The sequence below is a fragment of the Massilia sp. CFBP 13721 genome (assembly GCF_014842025.1).
Lineage (GTDB): Bacteria > Pseudomonadota > Gammaproteobacteria > Burkholderiales > Burkholderiaceae_D > Telluria.
In genome coordinates this window covers 20,807-46,929 of the sequence record NZ_JACYUY010000031.1, presented here as the reverse complement: position 1 = coordinate 46,929, position 26,123 = coordinate 20,807, and the positions used below count along the sequence as shown (strand labels likewise).

Below are 26,123 nucleotides of genomic sequence, written 5' to 3'. Positions count from 1 at the left end.
CAGCCGGTCCTTGCGGACCGACGATCAAACAAAGGGTGCTGCAAAAAAATTAGTTGTCTTCAATGCGCCCGAGCAGCAGGTATTCGATCAGCGCCTTCTGCACGTGCAGGCGGTTCTCGGCTTCGTCCCAGACCACCGATTGTGGTCCGTCGATGACCTCGGCCGCGACTTCCTCGCCGCGGTGCGCCGGCAGGCAATGCATGAAGATCGCGTCCGGGGTGGCGCGCGCCATCTTGGCGGCGTCGACGATGAAGCCGTCGAAGTCCTGCAGGCGCTGCGCGTTTTCCTTCTCGAAGCCCATGCTGGTCCAGACGTCGGTGCTGACCAGGTGCGCGCCTTCGCAGGCGTCTGCGGGATTGTCGAAGCGGGTGTAGCGCGTGGTCGAGACCAGCGCCGGATCGAGGTCGTAGCCCTTCGGCATGGAGATGTTCAGGTGGAAGCCGAACACCTCGGCCGCCTGCAGCCACGAGTACAGCATGTTGTTGGCGTCGCCGATCCAGGCCACCGTCTTGCCGGCGATCGGGCCGCGGTGCTCGTAGAAGGTGAAGATGTCGGCCAGCACCTGGCACGGATGGTGTTCGTTGGTGAGACCGTTGATCACCGGCACGCGCGAATTGGCCGCGAAGCGTTCGATGATGTCCTGGCCGAAGGTGCGCACCATGATGATGTCGCACATGCGGCTCATCACCTGGCCCGCATCCTCGACCGGTTCGCCGCGCCCGAGCTGGCTGTCGCGCGTGTTCAGGTAGATCGCCGCGCCACCCAGCTGGTGCATGCCGGCCTCGAAGGAGAGGCGGGTACGGGTCGAGCTCTTCTCGAACACCATCACCAGCGTACGGTCGACCAGCGGGTGGTACACCTCGTAGGCCTTGAACTTGCGCTTGATGACCTTGGCGCGCTCGATCACGTATTCGAATTCGTCGAGCGAGAAGTCGGAGAACTGCAGGAAGTGCTTGATCGCTTTGGTGCCTGGCATATCGTGTTCTTCAAAGAGAGTATCCCTTTGATTATAAGGGTTTTGCTTGACGGTGTGGAAAGCGGCGTAGGGTGGACGGCTCTGCCGTCCACGCGGTGATAGTTTGCGTCCATTTCACCTGGTTCGAGTTCGGAGCCGATAACGATCGACGCGTGGACGGGGAACCCGTCCACCCTACAAAATCAATACAGCGTCTGCGCCGACTCGTGCAGCAGCTGCCCGTACAGCTCATGCCGGTGCCTGGCGATCTTGCCCTCGGCCAGTGCCGTGAGCACCGCGCATTGCGGCTCGGCCAGGTGGCGGCAGTTGTAGTACTTGCACCCGCCGAGGTAGGGCTTGAACTCGACAAAGGCGCGTTCGAGCATGCCTTCGGACAGGTGGTACAGGCCGAATTCCTGGAAGCCGGGCGAATCGATGATGGCGGCGCCATCCGGCAACCAGTACAGGCGCGTGAAGGTGGTGGTGTGCTTGCCGGTATCGAGCGCGGCCGAGATTTCGCGCACGGCGATGTCGGCGTCCGGCACCAGCAGGTTGATCAGCGAGGACTTGCCCATACCCGACTGGCCGATGAAGATCGACGACTGGCCGGCCAGCAGCGGGCGCAAGACCGCCAGCGCGTGTTCCGGGTTGGCGCGCGCCGATACTTCGTGCACCGGATAGCCGAGCGCGGCGTACACGCCGGCGCGTTCGCGCGCGCGCGGCAGCAGGTCTTCGACGTCGGTCTTGTTCAGGATCAGGTGCGCCTCGATGCCGGCCGCCTCGGCCGCCACCAGCGAACGCGAGACCAGGTCGTCGGCAAAGCCAGGTTCGGTGGCGACGACGATGAACAGGCGCGAAATGTTCGCCGCCAGCAGCTTCGATTTGTACTGGTCCGAGCGGTAGAGCAGGGTGGTGCGCTCGGCGATCTGTTCGATCACGGCCTGGTCGTTCGAGGTTTTCACCAGGTGCACCACGTCGCCGACGGCGACGTTCGTCTTCTTGCCGCGCGTGACGCACTGGAGTTTTTCGCCGTTCGCATTGGCCAGGTAATGACGCCCGTGGGCGGCGATGATGGTGCCGGTGAGGCTCGGTTGTTCACTCATGCGCGTGTCCGTTCTTCGTAGATTGCGTCGGCTTTCGCAGCGCAGATAAGGTCGTTCATGGAAATGGCGTTGCCCGCCGAGTGGGTCGTCCAGGCGACGATGCAGTGGCGGTAGCGCACGGTCAGTTCGGGATGGTGGTCCTCGAGGTGGATCATGGCGGCCAGCGCATTCACGAAGGCGATCGTCTCGTGGTAATCCCTGAATTCGAAAGAACGCACGATACGGTTAGCGTCGACCTGCCAATCCGGCACCTGCGCCATCGAGGCCGGCACCTCGGCCGGACTCAAGGCGGGCGCGCCGTGCGTGCAGCGCTGCTCGGCCAGCATCATGCCGCCGCCCCGTTCAAATGGGCGATCCGTACCGAGGCCGGCGGGTGCGAATCGTAAAAGGCCGAATGCAGCGGGTCCGGCGTCAGCGTCGAGGCATTGTCTTCGTACATTTTGACGAGCGCCGAGACCAGGTACTGGGCGTCGCTGTGCTTCGCCGCAAAGGCGTCGGCCTCGAACTCGTGCTTGCGCGAGGTGATCGCACTCAAGGGGCCGAACACGAAGGTAAAGATCGGTAGCACCAGCACGAACAGCAGCAGGGCCATGGCATCGTTCGGACCGGCCAGCTGCGGCATCACGCCCAGGCCGGTATAGAACCAGCTTTGTTCCTTGAGGTAGCCGAGCAGGGCGAGAAAGGCGAGCGACAGCGCGAACATCACGGCGATGCGCTTGACGATGTGCTTCAGCTTGAAATGCCCCAGTTCGTGCGCCAGCACCGCTTCGATCTCGTGCGGCGCCAGGCGCTCGATCAGGGTATCGAAGAAGACGATGCGCTTGGCCGCGCCGAAGCCGGAGAAATAGGCATTGCCGTGCGCGCTGCGGCGGCTGCCGTCCATCACGAACAGGCCCTTCGAGGCGAAGCCGACGCGCGCCATCAAGCCTTCGATGCGGGCCTTCAGGCTGTCGTCACTCAGGGGCGTGAACTTGTTAAACAGCGGCGCGATCACGCTCGGGTAGAGCACCATCATCAGGAGCTGGAAGCCGCTCCAGACCAGCCAGGTCCAGAACCACCACAGCGACCCGGTCGACTCCATCAATTTGAGCACGACCCACAGCAGCGGCAGGCCGATGGCGGCGCCGACCAGCGCGCCCTTGAGCATGTCGGCGATCCACAGCTTGACGCTCATCTTGTTGAAGCCGAAGCGTTCCTCGAGCACGAACTGGCGGTAGTAGTCGAAGGGCAGGTCGAGCAGGCTTGACGTGATCGCGAACGCGGCGATCAGCGCGATCTGATGTAGCATTCCCGGACCGGCCAGCGGCAGCAGGGCGTCCGAGATGGCCTGCAGGCCGCCCAGCAAGGTGAAGCCGACCAGGGTCAGGCCGCCCCAGAGCAGCGCGGCGATGCCGAAGCGGGTCTTGGCGACCGTGTAGTCGGCCGCCTTCTGGTGGGTCTCGAGCGAGACCTTGGCCGCGAATTCGCCCGGCACGCGGCCGCGGTGGCGCAGCACGTGGCGGATCTGGCGGTTGGCCAGCCAGAAGCGCAGCCCGAGCGTGAGCACGAAGAAAACGACGAACAAAACCGAAAACGCGAGTGAAGACATTCAGTGCCTGTGAGAAAATGCAGGATTGATTAGGCAAAGAGAGAATTATGTCACACCCAACCGAATCCGCCGCACCAGCAACCCCTGCGTCCACCGCCCAGCGTCCCAACGACATGAACCTGGTCTGGGTCGACATGGAAATGACCGGCCTCGATCCGGATACCGACCGCATCATCGAGATCGCCGTCGTCGTCACCGACATGCACCTGAACGTGCTGGCCGAAGGTCCGGTCTTCGCGATCCACCAGTCGGACGAAACGTTGAACAAGATGGACAACTGGAACAAGGGCACGCACGGCAAGTCGGGCCTGATCGACCGCGTCAAGGCATCGACCGTGACCGAAGCCGACGCCGAAGTCGCGCTGATCGCCTTCCTCAAGAACTTCGTCCCGGCCAACAAGTCGCCGATGTGCGGCAACACCATCTGCCAGGACCGCCGCTTCATGGCGCGCGGCATGCCGAAGCTGGAAGCCTTCTTCCACTACCGTAACCTGGACGTGTCGACGCTGAAGGAATTGTGCCGCCGCTGGAAGCCGGAACTGGCGTCCGGATTCAAGAAGCACCAAAAGCACACGGCGCTGGCCGACATCATCGAGTCGGTCGAGGAACTGAAGTACTACCGCGAACACTTTATCAAGATTTGATCGAAACCCGTAGGGTGGGCGGCTATACCCGGACACATGCCTGACCGCTGCCCGAATGCCGCCCACGCGTTCAACCCCATCTTGAGACTTCGCGACGGATCGACGGCCGGTTGAACGCGTGGGCGGCGCGCATGCCGTGGATACCCCACCGAAGAGGTGGAGCCGCCCACCCTACGGGTCTGTAATCAATGAACCCGGAGCAATTGAAGCTCCGACTACTGCCTGACTGTGGGACAATCCCGGCCATGCCCGGCCTCTTTCCCAACGATCCCTCGATTCCCCGCACCGGCGTGCGCGCGCTGCTGGCCGCCCACGACTGGCGCAGCAATCCGCTCGGCGATCCCGAATGCTGGCCGCCCGAACTGACGACTGCGGTCGGCATGTCGCTCAATTCGGCCTTCCCGATGTTCGTCGCCTGGGGACCGGACCTGCGCTTCCTGTACAACGACGCCTACGCGATCATCCTCGGCGCCAAGCATCCGCAGGCGCTGGCACAACCTTTTCAGCAAATCTGGGCCGAGATCTGGAGCGACCTGGTGCCGATCATCGACCGCGCGCTGTCGAACAAGTCCGCCTTCCACCAGGACCTGCCGCTGACCGTGGTACGCCAGGGCTTTCCGGAGCAGGGCTATTTCACCTTCTCGTATTCGCCGCTGCACGACGGCGCCGGGCGCGTGGCCGGCATGTATTGCACCGTCATGGAAACGACCAGCCGCGTGCAGGCCGAACGCCGCGCCGCGCTGGAACTGAAGCTGTCCGACGCCTTGCGCCCGCTCGGCGCCCCGGCCGAGGTGCTGGGCACGGCCGTGGCCCTGCTGGGCGAAGAACTCGGCTTGTCGCGTGCGCTGTACGGTGAGGTGGACGACGCCGCCGGCACCTTCGTCAGCCTGCGCCAGTGGACCGGCGCCGGCGTTGCCGAACTGTCGCGCGAACGCTTTGCGATCGACGATTTCGGCCCGACGCTGTTCACGGCGCTGCGTGCCGGCCAGACCCTGATCATCGACGACACCGGCACCGACCCACGCACCGCCGGCTTCCCCGAACGCTACCGCGAAGAGCGGATCGGCGCGCTGCTGACCGTGCCGCTGGTGCGCGATGGTCGCCTGGTCGCCTTCCTCAGCCTGAACCGCGCCGCGCCCTATCACTGGAGCGAGGACGACGAGCGCTTCACACGCGATACGGCCGGGCGCACCTGGGCCGCGCTCGATACGGCGCGCGTCCAGGCCGAACTGCGCGCCGAGCGCGACCGCAGCCGCTACATCTTCGACACCATCGGCGAAGGCTTCGGCCTGGCCGACCGCCACTGGACCATGCTGGAAATGAATGCCGAAGGCTTGCGCATCTGCGGACTGGCGGCGGAGCAGGTGATCGGCAAGAACCACTGGCAGCTGTTTCCCGAGGTCGAAGGCACGCCGGCGGCCGCCATGCTGCACCGGGCAATGAACGAGCGCGTGGCCGGCAGCGTCGAGCATCCGCTGGCCCCGGTCGGAGGACGGCGCGGCTGGAACGAAATCCGCGCCTTCCCCACCCAGGACGGCGGGGTCGCCATCTTCTTCCGCGAAATCACCGACCGCAAGCGCGCCGAAGAGGGCCTCAAGATGGCCGACCAGCGCAAGGACGAGTTCCTGGCCATGCTGGCGCACGAACTGCGCAACCCGCTGGCGCCGATCAGCGCGGCCGCCACGCTGCTCGACATGGGGGCGCAGAGCGAAACCCGGGTGCGCCAGAGTAGCGCCATCATCGGCCGCCAGGTGCGCCACATGACGCGCCTGGTGGACGATCTGCTGGACGTCTCGCGCGTCACGCGCGGCCTGATCGAACTGCAGCGCACCCCCCTCGACCTGCGCACCATCGTCGACGAAGCCGCCGAGCAGGTGCGCCCGCAACTGGCGGCGCGGCGCCAGCGCCTGTCGCTGCACCTGCCGCCACTGCCGCTGGTCGTCGAGGGCGACCGCGCGCGCCTGGTGCAGGTGGTCTCGAACCTGCTCGGCAACGCGGTCAAGTACACGCCGGACGAACGCGCGATCGAGGTCGAGTTGCAGGCGACCGACGGCCAGGCGCTGCTGGCGGTGCGCGACGAGGGCATCGGCATGGAGCGCGAACTGACCGAGCGCGCCTTCGACCTGTTCGCCCAGGCCAAACGCAGTTCGGACTGCTCGCAGGGCGGCCTCGGGCTCGGCCTGGCGCTGGTGCGCAACCTGGTGGCGCTGCATGGCGGCACGGTCGGCTGCGCCAGTGCCGGTCCGGGACAGGGCAGTACTTTCACGGTGAGCTTGCCGCTGGCGGCGCCGGCGGCCGGCGCGCTGGCGCCGCAGCAAGCGACGGCGGTCGCAGCCACCGCGGGGCTGACACTGCTGGTGGTCGACGACAACGTCGACGCCGCCACCATGCTCGCGCTGCTGCTCGAAGGCCAGGGCCACGAGGTCTTCATCGAACACGAGTCGCTGCGCGCGCCGGAACTGGCGCGCAGCGCCCGTCCCGACGCCTGCCTGCTCGACATCGGCCTGCCCGACGTCGACGGCAACGAACTGGCGCGGCGCCTGCGCGCGCAGCCGGAAACGGCGCACAGTGTGCTGATCGCCGTGTCCGGCTACGGCCAGGAACACGACCGCCGCGCCTCGCTCGCGGCCGAGTTTTCCCACCACCTGGTCAAGCCGGTGGCGTTCGAGGAACTGGCGCGCGTGCTGGCGACGATCGCAAGGGCGCCGGCCGCTGCCTAGATTTTTAACGCATCTGGGTGTAATTCACCGGTATCCAGCGGTAGCCTTTTCCTTCGGTGCGCAGGTAGCCCAGGCCTGGGAATTGCAGGTGGGCGCCGCCGACCAGGGCGCCATCCTTGGCCGCCGCATCGAACAGTCGCTTGCGCGCCGCGGCTGCTGCTTTCTGGTCGCCGTCGAATTCGATCGTCACCGCCGGATCCTCGAACTGCACCGCCGCCACGTGGATCAGGTCGCCGATCGCCACCATCTTGCGGCCGCGGCTTTCGATCACATAGGTCGTGTGGCCCGGCGTGTGGCCGTGCCCGCCCTGGGCACGGATGCCCGGCGCGAGCTCGACGTCGCCCTCGAAGGTCTTGAATTTGCCGGCTTTGACGTACGGGTCGAGTGCGGCCATCGCATTTTTGAACGTGCCCTTGCCGTCGGCGGGCGCCTTGTCCATTTTTGATTGGTTCAGCCAGTGGTCGGCTTCCACTTTCGACGCGCGCACGAGCGCGTTCGGGAAGGCCGCCTTCGACTGCGCGGTAAGGCCGCCCAGGTGGTCGCTGTGCATGTGGGTGAGATACACCTCGTCGACTTGTTCCGGGGTGTAGCCGGCCGCCTTCAGGCTCGCCTGGAGCTTGCCCAGGGTCGGCCCGAACAGCACGCCGGCGCCGGTGTCGATCAGGATCAGCTTGCTGCCGGTGTTGACCAGAAAGGCGTTGTCCGAGGTTTCCAGCGGCGCTTTCAGGTGCGCTCGCGCCAGCGTAGCGTTGGTCTTGTCGGCCTTTTGCGCCAGCAGCTTGTCGACCGGCAGGTCGACGGTGCCGTCGGACAGCGGCGTGACCTCGAAGTCGCCCAGCATCATGCGGAAGTAGCCGGGGGCCGGGGTTTTTGCCATCGGCGCGGCGGCGAACGACGGTGCGGCGATCAGGGCGGCGAGCAGGCACAGGGCAGGGCGGTTCATGGATTCTCCGTTGAGTAATGGTTGTATATCGTATATCAACCATGCCAACGAAATGCAAGCGCCGTAAACGCGTGGAGTCAGGACTCCACCCTACGATTTGCGCGATCCGTAGAGGATGTGAAAAAAACGTCAGGGCAAGGGATACGGCCGCCCGGCGCCGAGTCGAAGACAGTACGAGTGTACGGCGAGACGAGGCAACGCAGCCATGGCGATTTTTTCACATCCTCGTAGGGTGGAGTCCCGACTCCACGCGGTACACCGCCGGCACCGGTGGCAACGTCACCACCGGTGCCGAAGCAAAATTACTTGGCTTTGAACGCCTTCTTCAACGCATCCGCCGCAAACTGCTCCGCCTCCTTCGCCTTCGGCACCACCGCGCCCATGCCGAAGAACTCGTGCGTCACGCCCTTGTACTCCTTGTAGCTGACGGCCACGCCATCCTTCTTGAGCTTGTCGGCGTACGCCTTGCCCTCGGACAGCAGCGGGTCGATCTCGGCCGCGATGATCGTCGCCGGCGGCAGTCCCTTGAGCGACGCCGCCTTCATCGGCAGCGCATACGGGCTCTTCGGGTCGCCGCCGTAGTGGCCGAAGAACCAGGCCATCATCGCCTTGTTGAGCGGCTTGGCCTCGGCATTCTTCTGGTACGACGGCGTGTTCATGTCGTCGTTCACCACCGGATACACCAGCAGCTGGTGCAGCGGCAGCGCCACCTGTTTATCGCGCGCCATCATCGACACCACGGTCGCCAGGTTGCCGCCCGCGCTCTCGCCGCCGACCGCGACGCGGGCCGGGTCGCCGTTGAATTCGCGTGCGTGCTCGATTGTCCACTGGTAGGCGGCAAAGGCGTCGTTCGGCGCGGCCGGGAACTTGTGTTCCGGCGCGCGGCGGTAGTCGACCGAGACCATGATGGCGTTGGCCATCTTCGCCAGTGCGCGCGGGCTGGCGTCGTACACCTTGGTGTCGGCGATCACGAAGCCGCCGCCGTGGTAGTACACCATCACCGGGAACGGCCCCTTGCCTTCAGGGGTGTAGATGTGGACCGGGAAGCTGGCGGCGCCGCTGCCGACCGTCATTGTTTTCACCGTCACGCCGGGTTCCGGCGCGGTCGATTTCTTCATGTCGGTCAGGACTTTTTTCACGGCGTCGGCCGGCGTCGGCTGCTTGCGCGCCTCGTCCGGCGTCAGGGTTTCGATCGGCTTCGGGTTCAGGGCGGCGTGGGCGTCGAGCACCTTCTGCATGTGCGCATCGGCTTTCGGCGGCTTGTTGGACTGGGCCCAGGCGCTGGTGGCGAGGAGGGCGGCGCCGGCGAGCAGCGTGAGTGGCAGTGCTTTCTTCATGGAGGGCTCCTTTTTTTGTCGAATTTGACATCATGCGGCGCGGTGCGTCGCAGGTGAGTTCAGTGCACAGGATGAAGAGAGCGAGCTCGTCCGTCCGTGCGCGAACGCGCATTTGACATATTTGAGGATTCTCGCGAGGGCCTGCGGTTGCGAGGCCGATGTGGTGTAATTGCGGTCTTTGCTCTTTGCAGTTTTATGCGCGCAATATTTCAGCAATGGCTGCATGGCTTCCTGCCGCAGCCCCTTCCCAGTAGTAAACCCGAACGCATCCGCGCCACCATCGGCGCCTGTGTCGGCCTGTTCGTCACCGCACTCCTGACCCATGTGCTGGCGCCTGAGCAGGCGTCCTGGCTGATCGCCCCGATGGGCGCCTCGGCCGTGCTGCTGTTCTGCGTGCCGGCCAGCCCGCTGGCCCAGCCCTGGCCGGTGGCTGGCGGCAATACGGTGTCAGCCCTGATCGGCGTCGCCTGCGCCGCGCTGGTGCCGGACACGCTGCTTGCCGCGCCGCTGGCCGGCTGCCTGGCGATCGCCGCCATGTTCGCCTTGCGCTGCCTGCACCCACCCGGCGGCGCGGTGGCGCTCACTACCGTGCTCGGCGGCCATGCGGTGCATGAAGCAGGCTGGATGTTCGCGCTCAATCCCGTGGCCCTGAATTCGACCCTGATCGTCCTCGCCGCCATCCTCTACAACAACCTTACCGGACGCCGCTATCCGCACGCCCAGCATGCCGCCGACCGCAACCTGCACGGCACCGGCGACCCGGCGCCGAACGCGCGCCTGGGCATCACCGAGCACGACCTGGTTGCGGCCCTCGGGCGCTATGGCGAAGTGCTCGACGTCAGCCGCGACGACCTGCTCGCCATCGTCGACGACGCGCGCCAGCTGGCGCTGCAGCGCCGCTTCAAGGAACGCATCTGCGGCGAACTGATGTCGACCCGGATCGTGTTCGTCTCCCCGCGCGACACCGTCGAGCATGCGCGCGAACTGCTGCTGCGCTATCGCCTGCAGTCGCTGCCGGTCCTGGACGAGGTGCGCCACCTGCGCGGCGTGCTGGCCCAGGAAGACGTGCTGCGCCAGCTCGGCTGGGGCGCGCGCCTGCGCCAGCTGGTGCCGGGCGCCGCGCTGCGCGTGCAGGACGCGATGCAGCAGCGCGTGGTGGCGCTGGAAGTGGACGACCCGCTGGCGCAACTGGTGCCGCTCCTGACCGACAAGGGCTATCACCAGGTGGCGATCGTCGACAAGGAGGGCGCGATGGTGGGCCTGGTCAGCCAGTCCGATTTGCTGGCGGCGCTGAGCGAAGAGCGGCTCGAGACGGCGGCCTGAGTGGCGGACCTGACCCCGGGGGGTCTTACCCCGCCGTCACCAGCGCCACGAATTCCCCGACCGGCATCGGCCGGTGAAAGCGGTAGCCCTGCATCACGGTGCAGCCATGCGCGCGCAGGTAGCGCACCTGCACGTCGGTCTCGACGCCTTCCGCGATCAGGTTCAGGCGCAGCCCGCGTGCGATCGCGATGATGGCCAGGACGACGGGGTAGTGCGCTTCCTCGTCGACGATGGTCCTGATGAAGGACTGGTCGATCTTGATGGTATTGACCGGGAACCGGTGCAGGTAGGCCAGCGACGAATAGCCGATGCCGAAGTCGTCGATCGCCACCGAGACGCCGAGTTGCTCCAGCCGCCGCAGCTGGTCGATCGCGTGGTGCGGGTTGTCGATGCAGATGTTTTCGGTGACCTCGATCTCGATCTGGCCGGGGGCGATGCCGTAATCGGCGATCGCGCCGCGCATCTTGTCGTAGAAGCTGCCGCGATCGAGGGTTTGCGGCGCGATGTTGATCGACAGTTTCAGGTCGCCGCACACCCCTTTCCACGCGTGCACGTCGCGGCACAGGGCGTCGATCATCCAGTCCGACATCGGCGCCACCAGGTCGTTTTCTTCGGCGTACGGCAGGAATTCGGCGGGAAGGATCAAGCCGCGCGTGGGATGGTTCCAGCGGATCAGCGCCTCGACGCCGACGATGCGGTTGTCGGTGCTGTCGACCTGGGGCTGGTAGTACATTTCCAGTTCGTCGTTGGCCAGCGCCCGGCGCAGGCTGTGGCCGAAGGCGATCCGGCGTTCCAGCAGTTCCTGCGAGGACTGGTCGAAGAAGGCAAAGCCGTTCTTGCCTTCGCCCTTGACCTGGTACATCGCCGTGTCCGCATTGCGCAGCAGTTCGTCGAGCGATTCCCCGTGCGCCGGATAGACGGCGATGCCGATCGAGGCCGAGATGTGGGCGGTGTGTTCGTCCAGCTGGAAAGGCTGCTGCAGGCTGTCGATGATCTTGGCCGCCACCAGGCCGGCATCGTCATGCTGGTGCAGGTCCGGCAGCACCACGGTGAATTCGTCGCCACCCTGGCGCGCCAGCGTATCGCCTTCGCGCAGGCATGCCTTCAGGCGGCGCGCCACCTGCTGCAGCAACTGGTCGCCCTTGAAGTGCCCCAGCGTGTCGTTCACCAGCTTGAAACGGTCGAGGTCGATGAACATGACGGCCAGGTCGGTCTTTTTGCGCTTGGCCTGGATCAGGGCCAGCCCGAGGCGGTCCTGGAACAGGCTGCGATTCGGCAGGTCGGTCAGGATGTCGTGATAGGCCTGGTACGAGATGACCGCCTCGGCGCGTTTGCGCTCGGTGATGTCGCGCACGACGCCATAGGTACCGACGAAGCCCGGCTTGTCGCTCGCCCGGTCCTGCAAGTACATGCCCGAGGCGTTCAGCGAGATCGTGCGCACGGCAGCTTCCTGCTCAGGGTCCTGCACGGCGGCGCGTGGCGAACACTTCAGGCGCAGTTCGATATTGCGCGCGGCGCGCTCGTCGCCGCGGCGTTCGTTGAAGGCATGGTTGGCCAGTTCCAGGTCGTCTTCGAACACCAGCACCTGGTAAGGCTGGCCGATCAGCTGCTCGCGCTGGAAGCCGAGCAGGCGGCCGACACGGTCGTTGATATAGGTGAACCGCCCTTCATCGTCGAGCGTGTAGATGATGTCGGGCGAGGCGTCCACCAGGTAGCGGTACATCCGCTCGGAATTTTCCAGTTCGAGGGCGATATACCGGTTCGCCTGGCGCAGGCGCCGGCCCTCGAGCGCATTCCTCACCGTCGCCAGGATCTCTTCGAAGCTGTAGGGCTTGCGCACGTAATCGTAGGCCCCGCGCTTGAGCGCACCGATCGCCGCTTCGATCTCGACCCGGCCGCTGATGACCACGACGTCGACGTCGATCTTTTCGCGCCTGATGACATCCATGATCCGGTGACCGCCAACGTCGGGCAGGCACAGGTCGAGCAGCACCAGGTCGAAACGTGCGCTGGCGAGTTGTTCCAGCGCCTCTTTGCCCGTGCGGCTGGTCGTCACCTGTATGTCATCGTCGCGCAGCAACTCATGCAGGGAATGCAGCAAGCGCGGATCGTCGTCGATGATCAGCAGCCGGGATTGAGCGGCGCCGGAATCGAATGCATGCAGGTGTGGGGCAAACCCCGGGATCGGAAGAATTTCTGACTTGGCTTGAGACACGTGCATTGCATAAATTCTTAAAAAGGAGACAAATTTACCAGTTCAATGATGACAATGTGGCTAAATATCTAAAAAACAACGACTGAGGGTAAAAATCATGCTTGAAAAGCACGGCGTGCAAAAATCTTTGCCTCTAACGGACGCAACAAGTTACCGGAGCTGCTCGGTAGAATTAACAATTTACTGTCGGAATTTCTTACAGTATTAACATCATTGCTCAAAAGATGTTGCTTATTTCACTCTATGGTTTCCGGGTGGCACAATAATTGCTTATATGAACGAGTAGTTGTCCACTTAACCATTAGAGATTCAAGAAATGAAACAATTCACGAAGTTCGCCGCCGCTGCTGTCCTGTTTGCAAGCTCGGCTATTGCCAATGCCGCCCTCATCCCCAGCGCCAGCCCGGTGAAGTCGTTCGAAGTGACGTCAAGCAAGGCATTCAGCCATACCTTCGATTTCAACGGCAGCGCAGACTACGTCAAGGCAACCGATACCTTCACCGCAGCCTGGTTGACCGTGAATGTCAGCGACCAGGGCGGCAGCGAAACCTTCGCGTTTTTCCTGGACGGGATCCAGCTCATGGACGGCGCTGAGCCGCAAGAATTCAAGAACATCCCGAACGGGACTTCGCTGTCCTATTCGAAGCTGCAACTGAATCAGACGGCGATCGACGCCCTGAACAAGAATGGCGCGCTGACCCTGAGCGTCAGCATCACCAAGGGCAACGGCTCGTTCAATGTCGAGTCGTCGAGCCTGCTCGCGCAAACCAGCCGCCAGGTCGTCGCTCCTGCCGACGTTCCAGAGCCGATGAGCCTGGCGCTACTGGGCCTGGGCCTGGCCGGTATCGCCGGCATGCGCCGCAAGTCCTGAGTCATTTCCGAGCAGATCGCGGCTGCCTGCGGGCAGCCGCTTTTATTCGGACTGGAAAGCAAAAAGCCCGGTATTCCCGGGCTTTTCTTTTACAGCGGTGGCGTGCTGCGATTATGCCGATTCGGCTCCGCAGCACTTCTTGAACTTCTTGCCGCTGCCGCAAGGGCAGTCGTCGTTGCGCCCGACCTTCGGCGTCTCGTGGCGCACGGTTTCCACCGCAGCCTTGCGCAGGGGCAGCCAGAAACGGTAGATGGCCGGCAGGTTCGCTTCGATCTGCAGCGCCAGCTGGTGCGCCTTGGCCGGGTCTTCGACCAGCGGCAGTTCTTCTTCCTCGATCTCGTCGGCGCCCAGCAGGTACAGGGGGCGCATCAGTTCGGCGACCTCGGATTCCCAGATCGGCTGCCACGACCCCGGACGCAGTTCCATGCCTTCCCAGAAGCCCCAGCACCAGGCTTCGGCGTCGATCAGGGTCTGGCCGTTGTGCTCGTGCTCGCAGTAGAGCGGCTCGAATTCCTTCGGCGCGACTTCGAAGGTGATCAGCACTTCGTTCATGAAACGCATGATCAGGTTGAGGATGCGCTCTTCTTCCTTGCCGTTCTTCCAGGTCGGCGCGGCGGTGCCATCCTGGCCCCAGACGCGCGGCAGCCATTCGGCCGGCATGATGGTTTCCGGGCCGATCGCGATCGCGGTCAGGTAGCCGTGCAGGGTGTCCATCGTCATCGCGTCTTCCGGGCTGCGCTCGGAGAGGAGGAACTGGTCGAGTTCGTCGAATTCTTTTTCGCTGAGGGGCTGTTCGAGTTGCATGGTGTGCTCTTAAAAGGTTGGCGCTGTATTCGTGAAGTCCGTCGTGAAGTCCGCCAGTGTAACGCCTGGAAGGCGGCGAGCGTACGAAATAACGCGCCGCGCCGTACAATGCTGATATGCACAACGAGTCTATTTCTTCCGCAAAATCCGCGGCGCACCCGTTCTCGCGGCTCGACCCCAGCCGCGTGCTCGACGCCGTCGACAGTGTCGGCCTGCACGGCGACGGCCGCCTGCTGGCCTTGAACAGCTATGAAAACCGGGTCTACCAGGTCGGGCGCGACGAAGGCGAGCCGGTGGTGGTCAAGTTTTATCGTCCCGAGCGCTGGAGCGACGCCGCCATCCTGGAAGAACATGCTTTTGTCGCCGAACTGGTCGAACACGAAATCCCGGTAGTGCCGGCCTTGAGCATCGATGGCCGTACCCTGCACGAATTCGACGGTTTCCGTTTCGCCGTCTTTCCGCGCCGTGGCGGCCGCGCACCCGAGCTGGGCGACCCGGATACGCTGGAGTGGATGGGGCGCTTCATCGGCCGCATCCACGCGGTGGGCGCAGTGAAGCCCTACCTGCTGCGGCCCGAACTCAATCCGCACACCTTCGGGCGCGAGCCCTTCGATTTCCTGGTCCGCCACGATTTCCTGCCGCACGAACTGCGCGCGACCTACGCCAGCGTGGTCGAGCAGGCACTGGCCGGCGTGGCGCGCTGCTACGAACGTGCCGGCGCGCAGCCGACCCTGCGCCTGCACGGCGACTGCCACGGCGGCAACGTGCTGTGGACCGGCGACGGCCCGCATTTCGTCGACTTCGACGACAGCCGCATGGGACCGGCCGTGCAGGACCTGTGGATGCTGCTCTCGGGCGAGCGCGGCGACATGGTGCGCCAGATGAGCGACGTCCTGGCCGGCTACGAAGACTTTTGCGATTTCGACCCGCGCCAGCTGTACCTGGTCGAAGCCCTGCGCACCCTGCGCCTGATCCATTACGCAGGCTGGCTGGCGATGCGCTGGGACGATCCGGCGTTCCCCGCCGCCTTCCCGTGGTTTAACACGCAGCGTTACTGGCAGGACCGGATTCTCGAATTGCGCGAGCAGGTGGCGCTGATGGACGAGCCGCCGCTGTGGCCGGTTTGAACTCAGCAGTTTAAGCGCCGAATTGCGCCGATTTCATCGCGCAGTTCGGCGTGCCATGATTGTCGGGTTTCGTTGATAATGAGTCAGCAAACTTAGCGACCGCTTTAGTGCCCGCGACAACCCGAGAGCCATCATGGAACCGACCCCACACGACGATACCGACTTCACCATCGACATGCCCGCCTCGCACGCGGCGCCGGTTCCCCAGACCGCGCCGGCCGACCGGGGCGCCGTCGAAAAGATGGCGATCAAGGAAGCCATCGCCCGCGTGGAAGCCGAAGCGAAAGCCAACGTCGCCGCCGAAACGCGCGCCCATGCCGAGGCGCGCGCCCGTTCGCTGGCCGAGGAGCGCGCGGCGCTCGACGGCGCCGCCGCCGCCGCCGCCCTGGCCAATGCCCAGGCCTCGGAAGAAGTCATCGAACTCAATCGCGACCGCCTGGAAACCCTGCGCGCCGCCGCCCAGGCCTCGAGCGAACGCCTGGAAGCGATGCGCATCGAGACCGCCGAATTGCGCGCCCGCGTGCAGGCCGATACCGAAGGGCGCCTGGCCGTCGAAGCGCGTGCGCGCGCCGCCGACGAAGCGCGCCGCCGCGCCGCCGAGCAGATGGAAGCCGAAGCGGCGATGGCCCAGGAAGCCGCGCGCGCCGCCGAAGAACTGCTGGTGCAAACCGAGGAAGCGCGGCGCCAGGCCGCCGAACGCGTCGCCGCCGTGCAGGCGGCGCGCGAAGAGGTGCTGCACAGCGCCAGCGCCGATGCGCGCGTGGCCGTGCTGGCGCGCGAACGCGAACGGGCCGAAAAGGCCGCGCGCCAGACCGCCGAAAAGCTGGCCGAGGTCGAAGCCGAAGCACTGGAACTGGCGCTGCAGCGCGAGCGCGCCGACCAGGTCGCGCTGGCCTCGGCCTTTGCCCGCGCCACCGCCGAAGCGCGTGCGCTGGAAGAAGCACGCGCCCTGGCCCACGTCGAACACGAACGGGCATCGATCGCGCAGTCGCAGGCCGATTCGACCAAGGTCGCCGCCGACACCCTGCGCGCGCGCCTGCAGCTGGAAAAGGAATTGCGCGACGCCGCCATCCACCGTGAGCGACTCGAGCAAACCGCCGCCGCCACCGCCGCAGCACGGCGCGAAGCCGAAGCGCGCATCGCCGAGGCCACCGAAGCGCGCATCGAGGCCGACCGCCAGTTGCGCGAACTGGCGCTGGCGCGCGCCGAAGCCGAACACGAAGCCGGCCTCGAAGTGGACACGCGCGTGCAGGCCGAAGCGGCCGCGGTCGAACACGCGCGCCGGCGTGCCGAGGCCGACCGCGCCGCCGCGCTGGCAGCCGACGCCGACACCAGGGAACAGGAACGCGAACGCGCCCTGGCCGAGGAGCGCGCCGCCCAGGCCCAGGCCGCGGCCGATGCGCGCGCACGCGCCAACGCCGCGCAAGAAGCCGAACTGGGGCTGGCCGCCGACGCACTCGCGCAGGAACAACAGGCGGCAGCGCTGGCCGTAGCGCGCGCACAGCAGGCCGAGACCCTGGCCGCCGCCGAGCGCGCCCGGCTTGACGCCGAAAGCGCGGCGCTGGCGCAGATCCAGGAGCGGCTGCAGGCCGAGCAGGAAATGACGCAACTGGCCGCCGCACGCGCCGAGCTCGATGCAGCCCAGGCGGCCTCGCTACGCGAGCAAGCCGATGCCGAGCGGCGCGCCGTGGCGGCGCAGCAGGCAGCGCTCGACGCCCAGCGCCTGCAGGCCGACAGCGTGATCGAGGAAGCGGCGCAGCGCGAAGCCGCCGCTAGCGCGGCCCAGGCCGAAGCCGATGCCGCCGCCGAACTGGCGCGCCTGCAGGCGCAACGCGCCGCCGCCGAGAGTGCACGCCTGGCGGCCACCGAAGCAGCGCTCGAAGCCGAGCGCGAGGCGGTCGCGGCGGGACGCGAAGCGCTGGCGCTGGCCGAGCAGCAGCTGGCGGCGCAGCAGGAACAGCTGGAACGCGACACGCGCGCGAACGCCGCGGCGGCGGCGCGCCTGGCCTCCGAACAGGAAGCGGCGCTGGCCGCGCGCGTGCGCCAGGAAGCCGAAGAAGAAACGGCGCGCCTGGCGCGCGAACACGAACTGGCGGAACGCGCCGCGGCGGAGGCGGCACTGGAAAAACGCGACGCCCAGCGCGCGCTGCTGAAACACGCCCAGGCCCACGCCGAGATGCAGCGCCGCACCGCCGCCACCACGCACCAGATGGCCGACGCCCGCCGCGAACTGCTGGCGCTGGAAACGAAGCGGCTGGAAGAGCAGGCCGCCGAACTGTCGGCCACCGAAGACGCCATTAACGAACGCCACGCCGAAGTGCGCCAGCGCACCGCATCGGAAAACATCACGCGCGAAGTGCTGGGGCGCTTGAAGAAGCAGCCGTCGGCGCAGCAGGCGGCGGCCAGGCTGGCGGAGGTGATCATGCACCAGAGAAGGTCGAGCGGGGAGTAGGGCGTAAGAGATGTGTAGGGTGGACGGCTTTGCCGTCCACGCGTTCGACGCACGTATGTATTGCGGCGTACTTCTTTTGCGCCGTTTACGCGTGGACGGGGGACCCGTCCACCCTACGATTTGCGTAACAAATCACCGAATGCTGGTGATTCACACTTCATATCACCGCGCCACCTGCGGCGCATCGCTCGGCGACACCGGCGACACCGGCCCGGTATTCACCGTCTCGACAAAATACTCGGTCTCGCCAAAGCAGCTGGTCGGCACGCCCTTGTGCTGCTCGTAGCTGATCTCGACGCGCTGGCCCATGGTCGACTGCAGCTTTTGCACCAGACTGTCGTCGCGCACGGTAAAGGCGAAGCGTTCGGGAATCGCGCCCGGCATGCTCGAGAGCAGGATTTCGCCTTCCCAGGTCTTGCACAGCCAACCCTTTTTCGAAAACTTTTGCAGGTAGCCGGCACGCGTGCCTTCGGAATACGACCAGGTCAGCGTGAACCAGGTATAGATGCCGCCGATGACCACCAGGGCGGCGACGAGGGACAGCAGGATGGCGATGGCGCGTGGCGGCAGGGCTTTCGGCATGGTGTCGAGAGAAATGGTGGAATGGTGGAAGAGGGCGCTCGGCGGCGCGGTGGCGTCATTCTGCCACGCGCGCCCCGATTGTCAAAATGGCAGGGCGCATGCGCGCCGTCGTTTAAGGAGGGCTTAAGCGCATCTAAGCAATTTCTTCTTTCTCATGCGCTCCTTCCAGCTCGGCGCGCTTGCGGTAGCGGATCGACGACCACAGCGACACCACGATGAACGCCAGCCCCGACAGGCCCGTGAACCATTCCGGAATGTGATAGTGAACGTTGGCGAACATGATCAGCGCCAGGATGCCGATCGCATAATGGGCGCCATGTTCGAGGTAGACGAACTCCTGCAGCGTGCCCTTGTAGACCAGGAACACCGTCATCGAACGCACGAACATCGCGCCGATCGCCAGGCCCAGCATGATGATGACGACGTCGTTGGTGATGGCAAAGGCGCCGATCACGCCGTCGAAACTGAACGAGGCGTCCAGCACTTCCAGGTACAGGAAGCCGCCGATACTGCCCTGGGAAATCATCTTGCCGATGGCCGGGTCTTCTTCCTCTTCTTCCAGCAGGCCGCTGATCCAGTTGACGCCGATATAGATCAGCACCCCGGTCACGCCGGCGATCAGCACCGGCAGCTTGCGCGCCTCGGGCATCAGGGTCATCGCGAAGAACACTGCGAGCAGGGTCAGCAGCGTGGCCAGGCCTTCCGAACCGTACTTGCCGACCTTTTCCTCGATCCAGCCGAGCCAGTGCAGTTCCTTCTGGTCGTCGAACAGGAAGTTCAGGAACACCAGCATCAGGAAAGCGCCGCCAAAGGCCGAGACCTCGGCATGGTGCTCGGTCAGGTGGCGCGAATATTCGTTCGGCGTCTCGATCGCCATGTGCCAGACGTCGAGCAGGCCGAGACCGGTGGCGACCGACACGATCACCAGCGGGAACAGCAGGCGCATGCCGAACACCGCCACCAGGATGCCGACCGTCAGGAACAGCTTGCGCCAGAATTCGTTCCAGTGGCGCAGCACCGAGGCATTGACGACCGCGTTGTCGAACGAGAGCGACACTTCCAGCACGCCGAGCACCGCCGTGATACAGAGCGCGTTGGCGAGCCCCGCCATGCCGCCGTGCTCGTAGCCCCACCAGCCCGCCAGGGCCATGAGGACGACGGTCACAATGATGGATATCCTGAAATGCCGCATGGTGAAACCCCTCGCGCAAATGATTCAATGAGATTATTGGTTGAAATGCCACAGTTTCAACAATCTTAACCGTAGCTTAAGGGATGTGGCGCAGCGCAGGTCGCTGTGCCGCTCCCCTACAAGGCATTGCTTCTGCGATAATTCTGGCCGAGAGAACTTAACTACTGGACAAGGATTTCATGGACTTCGCTTACCTCGTTACACCCCTGCTGACCTGGCTGGTCGTCGGCCCGATCAAGTTCCTGATCAATAGCGCGCGCCAGCGGCGCTGGGCCTTCAATCTGGTCGGGAATGGCGGCTTTCCCAGTAACCATAGCTCGGTCGTTACGAGCATGGCGACCCTGATCGCGCTGCGCGAGGGGATCGATCACCCGGCCTTCGGCGTTGCCGTAACGCTCGCCTTCATCGTGATGATCGACGCCAACAGCCTGCGCCAGCACGTGGGCCGCCAGGCCGCCGCCATCAACCGCCTCGCCGTCGCCGTCACCGGCCACACCACACTGCGCGAACGCATGGGCCACACCCTGGTCGAAATCTGCGGCGGCATCGTCACCGGCATCGGCATGGGTTTTATCGTGTTTCACCTGTTCGGCGGATAATCATCCATTATCCCGGGGCAATGCCCCGGGCTCCCGTACGGCGAGGTGCATATGCAGTTCGTCGCGCCATTTCGCAGTTCATCCCTCCAAAATAACAACGGGCGTGATCGTCAATTGACGGGTCGGCCTGCCTCCTAGATACTGCGCGCTGACTGATTCCATCCAATTTCTATAAATACGTCAGAGTCCAACTGGGAGATTTTTCAATGCTGCGCAACACTTTACTTGTCCTCGCCATCGCGTCCGCCCTGGCCGCCTGCGGCAAGGATGGCAAGGACCCCGCCAAGCCGGGGGCCACGGCCAATGCCAAAGACAATAAACCGAGCCAGCTGCTGGTCGCCCCGCAAGACTTGCTGACGATCTCGACCGATTCGCTTGCCTCCGGTCCCGTGATCACCGGCTCGATCCAGCCCGAACGGCGCGCCGACCTGCGTGCCGAAGTCTCGGCCGTGGTACTGCAGGTACTCAAGGAAAATGGCGAGCCGGTCAAACGCGGCGACCTGCTGGTGAAACTCGACGAAACGGCAATCCGCGATACCCTGGTCTCGGCCGACGCCGGCGTCACCGCGGCGAGCCAGGCGCTGGACCAGTCCAACCGCCAGCTCGAGCGCCTGAAAACCCTGCGCGCCTCGGGCATGACCTCGGCCGCGGCCCAGGACGAAGCCGAAGTGCGCCGCAACAGCGCGCTGAGCGAACTGTCGGCGGCGAAAAGCCGCGCCGCGCTGGCGCGCCAGCAGATCGCGCGCACGATGGTGCGTGCGCCGTTCGACGGCATCGTCAGCGACCGCAAGGTGTCCAGCGGCGACACCGCCACCGTCGGCAAGGAGCTGGTGAAAGTCATCGATCCGACCAGCATGCGCTTCGAAGGCCGCGTCTCGACCGACAAGATCGGCACGATCAAGGTCGGCCAGCAGGTCAAGTACCACATCAACGGCTACGGCAGCCAGCAGTTCACCGGCACCGTGAAACGCATCGACGCTTCGGCCAACAACATCACGCGCCAGGTCGAGGTGCTGGTCGCGCTCACCGGCGAGCAGCCGCGCGTGGCCGGCCTGTACGCCGAAGGCCGCATCGACGCCGAGAGCTCGAACGTGTTGATGCTGCCCGAAAGCGCCATGGTCAAGGCCGGCGACAAGACTTATACGTGGCGCGTCAAGGGCGGCCAGCTGTCGAAAGTCGACCTGCAGACCGGCGTGCGCGACCAGCGCACCGGTAACATCGAGATCAAGGCCGGCCTGGCCGCCGGCGACACCGTGCTGCGCAACCCGAGCTCGAACCTGAAGGATGGCCAGAAGGTCGAACTGGCGGGCGCCACGCCGGTGGTAGGCAAGACGGTCGCGGCCGCCAACTCAGTTGCCACGACTGCGCCGGCCAAGGGAAACTAAGCCATGTTCCTTTCCAATTTCTCTGTCAAGAAGCCGATCGCCACGATCGTGCTGATTCTCGGCATGATGTGCATGGGCTTGCTGGCCCTGTCCAAGCTGCGCGTCAACCAGAACCCGGACGTCGAGATTCCTGTCATCGTCGTCAGCATTCCGTATCCGGGCGCCTCGCCCGAGACGAGCGAGCGCGAGATCATCGACCGCCTGGAAAAGCAGATGCAAAGCGTGCAGGGCGTGACCGAGGTCGAGTCGTATGCCAACGAAGGCAGCGCCACGCTGGTGCTGCAGTTCGACTTCGACCGCAACCTGATCGAAGCGTCGGACGACGTGCGTAACGCCATCTCGGCGGTGCGCTACAAGCTGCCGACGGAGATGCGCGAGCCGATCCTGCGCCGCGTCGATCCGTCGTCGCAGCCGATCATGGGACTGGCGCTGTCGTCCAAAGGCCAGACCCATTCGGAACTGTCGCGCCTGGCCGAGGACGACCTGGCCGACCGCTTCCGCGCCATCGACGGCGTGGCGACCGTCAACGTCAATGGCGCCCTGCGGCGCGAGTTGTCGGTGCTGCTGCGCGCCGAAAAACTGCGTGAATACAATGTCTCGGTGTCGGAAGTGGCGAACGCGCTGCGCAACCAGAACACCAATGCGCCGGTCGGCAAGGTGCGCGGCGAAATGGACGAGAAGGGCATCCGCCTGATCGGCCGCATCGAGCGTCCGGAAGACTTTTCCCAGATCGTCGTCAAGCGCAATGGCGACACCATCGTGCGCCTGAACCAGGTGGCCGAGATCCAGGATGGCTTCGCCGACATCGACAGCGCTTCGATCCACAGCGGCAATCCGAACGTCGGCATCCAGATCATCCGCTCGCGTGACGCTTCGACCGTGTCGATCGCCAAGAAGGTGCGCGAAGAAGTCGCCAAGATCAACAAGGAACTCGGCAAGGGCACCGAACTGACGATTACCCGCGACGGCGGCGAAGAAGCGCAAAGCAGCCTGAACAACGTGATCGAGTCGCTCGTCTTCGGCGCGGTGCTGACCGTGTTCGTGGTGTACGCCTTCCTCAATTCCTGGCGCTCGACCCTGATCACCGCGCTGTCGCTGCCGACCTCGGTGCTGGCGGCGTTCATCGCCGTCTGGCTATGCGGCTTCACCCTGAACTTCATGACCCTGCTCGGGCTGTCGCTGGCAATCGGCGTGCTGATCGACGACGCCATCGTGGTGCGGGAAAACATCGTGCGCCACATGGAAGCGGGCGCCGACCGCCGTACCGCGGCGCTGGTCGGTACCTCCGAGATCGGCATGGCGGTGGCCTCGACCACCTTCTCGATCATGGCGGTGTTCATTCCGGTCGCCTTCATGCCGGGCGTGTCCGGCGAATGGTTCCGGCCGTTCGCACTGACCGTGACGTGCTCGGTGCTGGTCTCGCTCGGTATTTCGTTCACGCTCGATCCGATGCTGTCGGCCTACTGGGGCGATCCTCCGGGCCACCACCATGCGCCGAAGAAGGGCATCTCGAAAGTGCTGGGGCGCTTCAACGACTGGTTCGACCACCAGGCCAGCCGCTACGGCAACGTGATCGCCTGGGCGCTGCACCACCGCCGCTGGATGGGCGTGATCGCGCTGGCCAGTTTTGCCGGCGCCATCGCCCTGCAAATGACGGTCGGCGGCACCAGCTTCCTGCCGAAAGGCGACGGCAACAAGATCATGATCGAGGTGCGCACCCCGGCTTCGTCGAGCCTGCAGTACGCCCGCCTCAAGATGCAGCAGGCGGAGGCGCTGGCGCACACCATTACCGAGGTGCGCGCGACCGACGTCGTCGCCCGTCCGAGCGGCGGCTCGATCTATATCGAGATCGGCAAGCGCAATACCCGCAACCGCTCGGCCGCCGAGATCGGCGCCGAACTGCGCACGAAAGTCGCCGCGCTGGTCGGCGCCGAGTACACCGTGCTCGACGACCTGAACGGCGGCGGCAAGCCGGTGCAGGTGGAATTCACCGGCGCCGACTCGCGCAAGCTGATGGAACTGACCTCGGCCTACATGGACAAGCTGCGCCAGGTGCCGGGCGCGGTCGACGTCACGCTGTCGCAGCAGGACCCGAAGAACGAGCTGCAGATCGAGCTCGACCGCGGCCTGGCGAACTCGATGGGCGTCTCGGTGGGCGACGCCGCCACCGCGCTGCGCGTGGCCTTTGCCGGCATCGAAGTGGGCGACTGGGTCGACCCGACCGGCGAAACGCGCGACGTCGCGGTGCGCCTGCATCCGGAAGACCGCGTCGATATCGAGAACATCGAGCGCCTGCCGATCGCGATTGCCGGCACCAATACCATGGTGCCGCTCGAGCAGATCGCCCGCATCAGCATGGGCAAGGGTCCGTCCGAGATCAAGCACAAGGACGGCCAGCGCGTGATCACGGTCTCGGCCAACGCCCAGGGCCGCTCCAGCGGCGAAGTCACGGCCGACGCCATGAAGCTGGCCAAGACCTTCGACTTCCCGCCGGGCTATGGCCTGGCGCTGGGTGGCGCGGGTAAAGACCAGCAGGAACTGTTCGCCGAGATGACCACTGCGCTGCTGGGCGGCATCGGCCTGATGTACCTGATCCTGGTGATGCAGTTCGGCTCCTTCACCGCGCCGCTGGGTGTGATGATGTCGCTGCCGCTGTCCCTGATCGGCGTCGTGCTGGCGCTGCTGATCACCGGCGGCACCCTGAACCTGATGAGCTTTATCGGCATCATCATGCTGATGGGCCTGGTGGCGAAGAATGCGATCCTGCTGCTGGACGCGGCGCGCGCGCTGGAAGCGGAGGGTTATGGCCGCGAAGACGCGCTGATGAAAGCCGGCCGCATGCGTCTGCGCCCGATCCTGATGACGACCTTCGCGCTGATCGCCGGCATGCTGCCGGTGGCCCTGGCGCTGGGACCGGACGGCAAGTTCTACCAGCCGCTCGCGGTCGCCATCATCGGCGGCACCATCACCTCGACCTTCCTGACGCTGCTGGTCGTGCCGACCTTCTACGACAGCATCGAGATCGCACGCGACCGCATGGCCGCCAAGTTCCGTCATCGCGCCGAACGCTGGCACGCGCTGCCGGCCTTCCTGGTGACCTTCGTGGAAGCGATCCTGACGCTGGTCTTCGTGCGCCTGGTGTTCCGCCTGATCGTGCGTGCTTTCCGTTTCGTGACAGGCCGCGGCCGGACCAGGACGGTGCCGCTGGCCAAGGCGCCTGTGGTGAAAATGACCGAAGGCGTCTGATCGGTCTGGACATAAAAAAACCCGCGCAAGCGGGTTTTTTTTCGTTCACGACGTGACATTGCTGCCACGGCTGGTCGGCTTTTTTTCTTTCGCTAGAACAGACCCGTAAGGTGGGCGGCTGTACCCACAAGCGTGAACCCACGCCAGGCTTGGCGCCGCCCACGCGTGCAACGCAAGCGGAGCGCGGACGCATGCACGCGTGGACGGGAAACCCGTCCACCCTACAACGCGGCCGTAGGGTGGTCGGCTATACCCAACGGCGTGAAACCATGCTGCGCTGATGCCGCCCACGCGTTAGCAAACGCGGAATCTGGGCGTAAAAAAACCCGCGCAAGCGGGCTTTTTTATGGCCGGTGGACTTAATGAATACTGCCCGCGCCGCCCGAACCTTGCTTGGTGGAACCTGGGCCGGTGCCGGTGGTGTCGCCGGTGTGGCCGGTGCTCTTGGTGCCGGCGGCCGGTGTGCTCTGCATCGGCGCACCGCCAGGGTTGGCGCCGCCGGTGGTGTTGCCGCTGCCGTCGACCGGCTTGACGCCGTCGAAGCCGCTGGCGCCGCCCGAGGCGCCCAGGCTGTCGGTCTTGGTGCTTTCGCCCTCACCGACGGTGCGCGGCGTGACGTTGGTGTTGTATTCGGTCGAAGAGAGGCCGGTGTCGCCGGAATTGCCGGTAGCGCCGCTGACGCCGGCGGCCGAGCCGGCGCCTGTGCCCTCGGTGCGGCTGGTGACGTGCCCGGCATCGCCGGCGCCGCCGAAGCCCGAATCCTTCTTGGTGCAGGCGCCGAGCATGGCGGCGAGGAGGGCGGCGGTCAGGACGATTTTCGGTACTTTCTGCAGTGTGTTCATGGTGAAGCTCCTGGTTCGATGGCGTGCCGTTGCCGCTTGACAGGGCAAGCGGTGCCCGGGGATGGATGCATTGTGGCAGCGACCGTGGGCGGTGACTGTGCGCTGTTTGACAAAGCAAAACACTCAGGCGCAGGCAGATATGCTGGGCACGGTCTGCAATCGAGAAGGGGAAGCGTGAATGCGGGGAGACGTTGC

Annotated in this window: 20 protein-coding genes; 9 read left to right on the top strand and 11 right to left on the bottom strand. The window is 65.1% G+C overall.

Going from position 1 to position 26,123, the window contains the following annotated elements:
• Positions 1-49: 49 nt before the first annotated feature.
• The 4 genes from argF to IFT60_RS22800 form a co-directional block, all read right to left on the bottom strand.
• Positions 50-976, bottom strand: coding sequence for an ornithine carbamoyltransferase (gene argF / locus IFT60_RS22815; RefSeq protein ID WP_192056068.1), 927 nt, complete (start codon positions 974-976; stop codon positions 50-52).
• A gap of 182 nt (positions 977-1,158) precedes the next feature.
• Positions 1,159-2,058, bottom strand: coding sequence for a ribosome small subunit-dependent GTPase A (gene rsgA, locus IFT60_RS22810; protein WP_192056066.1), 900 nt, complete (start codon positions 2,056-2,058; stop codon positions 1,159-1,161).
• Entirely contained in the window at positions 2,055-2,387 is a 333-nt protein-coding gene (locus tag IFT60_RS22805) for a 4a-hydroxytetrahydrobiopterin dehydratase (RefSeq protein WP_192056064.1), read from the bottom strand. The genes rsgA and IFT60_RS22805 overlap by 4 nt, the downstream gene beginning before the upstream one ends.
• Positions 2,384-3,646 carry a M48 family metallopeptidase gene (locus IFT60_RS22800; protein ID WP_192056062.1) on the bottom strand — a complete coding sequence of 421 codons (1,263 nt, stop codon included), beginning with the start codon at positions 3,644-3,646 and terminating at the stop codon, positions 2,384-2,386. Before IFT60_RS22800 ends, IFT60_RS22805 begins: the two co-directional genes overlap by 4 nt.
• 113 nt (positions 3,647-3,759) lie before the next feature.
• Here IFT60_RS22800 and orn point away from each other — a divergent pair, with 113 nt between their 5' ends.
• Positions 3,760-4,290 carry an oligoribonuclease gene (orn, locus tag IFT60_RS22795; RefSeq protein WP_374001261.1) on the top strand — a complete coding sequence of 177 codons (531 nt, stop codon included), beginning with the start codon at positions 3,760-3,762 and terminating at the stop codon, positions 4,288-4,290.
• A 245-nt stretch (positions 4,291-4,535) separates the two neighbouring features.
• Positions 4,536-7,010 carry a hybrid sensor histidine kinase/response regulator gene (locus tag IFT60_RS22790; RefSeq protein ID WP_197986435.1) on the top strand — a complete coding sequence of 825 codons (2,475 nt, stop codon included), beginning with the start codon at positions 4,536-4,538 and terminating at the stop codon, positions 7,008-7,010.
• 4 nt (positions 7,011-7,014) lie between these two features.
• On the opposite strand, the gene IFT60_RS22785 is transcribed toward IFT60_RS22790, so the two are convergent.
• Positions 7,015-7,953 (bottom strand): MBL fold metallo-hydrolase, encoded by a 939-nt coding sequence (locus IFT60_RS22785; RefSeq protein ID WP_192056058.1) that lies wholly within the window; start codon positions 7,951-7,953, stop codon positions 7,015-7,017.
• Between the two features lie 302 nt (positions 7,954-8,255).
• A complete protein-coding gene (locus tag IFT60_RS22780) occupies positions 8,256-9,290 on the bottom strand; it encodes an alpha/beta hydrolase (protein WP_192056055.1) in 1,035 nt (344 codons plus the stop codon).
• Positions 9,291-9,485: 195 nt separating this feature from the next.
• On the opposite strand from IFT60_RS22780, the gene IFT60_RS22775 reads away from it, so the two are divergent.
• A complete protein-coding gene (locus IFT60_RS22775) occupies positions 9,486-10,613 on the top strand; it encodes an HPP family protein (protein ID WP_192056053.1) in 1,128 nt (375 codons plus the stop codon).
• Between the two features lie 25 nt (positions 10,614-10,638).
• Here IFT60_RS22775 and IFT60_RS22770 read toward each other — a convergent pair whose 3' ends face one another.
• The gene (locus tag IFT60_RS22770) at positions 10,639-12,834 is read right to left on the bottom strand and encodes an EAL domain-containing response regulator (RefSeq protein WP_192056052.1); all 2,196 of its coding nucleotides are present in this window, start codon (positions 12,832-12,834) and stop codon (positions 10,639-10,641) included.
• Between the two features lie 310 nt (positions 12,835-13,144).
• Between IFT60_RS22770 and IFT60_RS22765 the strand changes: the two genes are divergently transcribed.
• Positions 13,145-13,699, top strand: coding sequence for a PEP-CTERM sorting domain-containing protein (locus IFT60_RS22765; RefSeq protein WP_192056051.1), 555 nt, complete (start codon positions 13,145-13,147; stop codon positions 13,697-13,699).
• Between the two features lie 111 nt (positions 13,700-13,810).
• On the opposite strand, the gene IFT60_RS22760 is transcribed toward IFT60_RS22765, so the two are convergent.
• The gene (locus IFT60_RS22760; RefSeq protein WP_192056050.1) at positions 13,811-14,503 is read right to left on the bottom strand and encodes a UPF0149 family protein; all 693 of its coding nucleotides are present in this window, start codon (positions 14,501-14,503) and stop codon (positions 13,811-13,813) included.
• A 116-nt stretch (positions 14,504-14,619) separates the two neighbouring features.
• Here IFT60_RS22760 and srkA point away from each other — a divergent pair, with 116 nt between their 5' ends.
• Together srkA and IFT60_RS22750 are read left to right on the top strand one after the other, a co-directional pair.
• A complete protein-coding gene (gene srkA / locus IFT60_RS22755) occupies positions 14,620-15,630 on the top strand; it encodes an SrkA family protein kinase (protein ID WP_192056049.1) in 1,011 nt (336 codons plus the stop codon).
• Positions 15,631-15,763: 133 nt separating this feature from the next.
• Positions 15,764-18,082, top strand: coding sequence for a coiled-coil domain-containing protein (locus IFT60_RS22750; RefSeq protein ID WP_192056048.1), 2,319 nt, complete (start codon positions 15,764-15,766; stop codon positions 18,080-18,082).
• A 162-nt stretch (positions 18,083-18,244) separates the two neighbouring features.
• On the opposite strand, the gene IFT60_RS22745 is transcribed toward IFT60_RS22750, so the two are convergent.
• Both IFT60_RS22745 and IFT60_RS22740 read right to left on the bottom strand, forming a co-directional pair.
• Entirely contained in the window at positions 18,245-18,664 is a 420-nt protein-coding gene (locus IFT60_RS22745; RefSeq protein ID WP_192056046.1) for a DUF8785 domain-containing protein, read from the bottom strand.
• 133 nt (positions 18,665-18,797) lie between these two features.
• A complete protein-coding gene (locus IFT60_RS22740; protein ID WP_192056044.1) occupies positions 18,798-19,856 on the bottom strand; it encodes a DUF475 domain-containing protein in 1,059 nt (352 codons plus the stop codon).
• A gap of 179 nt (positions 19,857-20,035) precedes the next feature.
• On the opposite strand from IFT60_RS22740, the gene IFT60_RS22735 reads away from it, so the two are divergent.
• The 3 genes from IFT60_RS22735 to IFT60_RS22725 all read left to right on the top strand — a co-directional run bounded on the left by IFT60_RS22735 (position 20,036) and on the right by IFT60_RS22725 (position 25,086).
• A complete protein-coding gene (locus IFT60_RS22735) occupies positions 20,036-20,455 on the top strand; it encodes a divergent PAP2 family protein (RefSeq protein WP_192056042.1) in 420 nt (139 codons plus the stop codon).
• Between the two features lie 206 nt (positions 20,456-20,661).
• Positions 20,662-21,840 (top strand): efflux RND transporter periplasmic adaptor subunit, encoded by a 1,179-nt coding sequence (locus IFT60_RS22730; protein WP_192056041.1) that lies wholly within the window; start codon positions 20,662-20,664, stop codon positions 21,838-21,840.
• 3 nt (positions 21,841-21,843) lie between these two features.
• Positions 21,844-25,086, top strand: a complete 3,243-nt coding sequence (locus IFT60_RS22725; RefSeq protein WP_192056040.1) for an efflux RND transporter permease subunit — start codon at positions 21,844-21,846, stop codon at positions 25,084-25,086.
• 359 nt (positions 25,087-25,445) lie between these two features.
• Here IFT60_RS22725 and IFT60_RS22720 read toward each other — a convergent pair whose 3' ends face one another.
• Positions 25,446-25,928 carry a hypothetical protein gene (locus tag IFT60_RS22720; RefSeq protein ID WP_192056039.1) on the bottom strand — a complete coding sequence of 161 codons (483 nt, stop codon included), beginning with the start codon at positions 25,926-25,928 and terminating at the stop codon, positions 25,446-25,448.
• Positions 25,929-26,123: the final 195 nt, after the last annotated feature.

Coding starts and splice junctions, on each gene's coding strand:
- IFT60_RS22745 (WP_192056046.1), bottom strand. CDS start 18,664: ATGCCGAAAGCCCTGCCGCCACGCGCCATCGCCATCCTGCTGTCCCTC.
- argF (WP_192056068.1), bottom strand. CDS start 976: ATGCCAGGCACCAAAGCGATCAAGCACTTCCTGCAGTTCTCCGACTTC.
- IFT60_RS22750 (WP_192056048.1), top strand. CDS start 15,764: ATGGAACCGACCCCACACGACGATACCGACTTCACCATCGACATGCCC.
- IFT60_RS22790 (WP_197986435.1), top strand. CDS start 4,536: ATGCCCGGCCTCTTTCCCAACGATCCCTCGATTCCCCGCACCGGCGTG.
- srkA (WP_192056049.1), top strand. CDS start 14,620: ATGCACAACGAGTCTATTTCTTCCGCAAAATCCGCGGCGCACCCGTTC.
- IFT60_RS22805 (WP_192056064.1), bottom strand. CDS start 2,387: ATGATGCTGGCCGAGCAGCGCTGCACGCACGGCGCGCCCGCCTTGAGT.
- IFT60_RS22760 (WP_192056050.1), bottom strand. CDS start 14,503: ATGCAACTCGAACAGCCCCTCAGCGAAAAAGAATTCGACGAACTCGAC.
- IFT60_RS22730 (WP_192056041.1), top strand. CDS start 20,662: ATGCTGCGCAACACTTTACTTGTCCTCGCCATCGCGTCCGCCCTGGCC.
- IFT60_RS22735 (WP_192056042.1), top strand. CDS start 20,036: ATGGACTTCGCTTACCTCGTTACACCCCTGCTGACCTGGCTGGTCGTC.
- IFT60_RS22785 (WP_192056058.1), bottom strand. CDS start 7,953: ATGAACCGCCCTGCCCTGTGCCTGCTCGCCGCCCTGATCGCCGCACCG.
- IFT60_RS22725 (WP_192056040.1), top strand. CDS start 21,844: ATGTTCCTTTCCAATTTCTCTGTCAAGAAGCCGATCGCCACGATCGTG.
- IFT60_RS22765 (WP_192056051.1), top strand. CDS start 13,145: ATGAAACAATTCACGAAGTTCGCCGCCGCTGCTGTCCTGTTTGCAAGC.
- IFT60_RS22775 (WP_192056053.1), top strand. CDS start 9,486: ATGCGCGCAATATTTCAGCAATGGCTGCATGGCTTCCTGCCGCAGCCC.
- IFT60_RS22780 (WP_192056055.1), bottom strand. CDS start 9,290: ATGAAGAAAGCACTGCCACTCACGCTGCTCGCCGGCGCCGCCCTCCTC.
- IFT60_RS22720 (WP_192056039.1), bottom strand. CDS start 25,928: ATGAACACACTGCAGAAAGTACCGAAAATCGTCCTGACCGCCGCCCTC.
- orn (WP_374001261.1), top strand. CDS start 3,760: ATGAACCTGGTCTGGGTCGACATGGAAATGACCGGCCTCGATCCGGAT.
- IFT60_RS22740 (WP_192056044.1), bottom strand. CDS start 19,856: ATGCGGCATTTCAGGATATCCATCATTGTGACCGTCGTCCTCATGGCC.
- IFT60_RS22800 (WP_192056062.1), bottom strand. CDS start 3,646: ATGTCTTCACTCGCGTTTTCGGTTTTGTTCGTCGTTTTCTTCGTGCTC.
- rsgA (WP_192056066.1), bottom strand. CDS start 2,058: ATGAGTGAACAACCGAGCCTCACCGGCACCATCATCGCCGCCCACGGG.
- IFT60_RS22770 (WP_192056052.1), bottom strand. CDS start 12,834: ATGCACGTGTCTCAAGCCAAGTCAGAAATTCTTCCGATCCCGGGGTTT.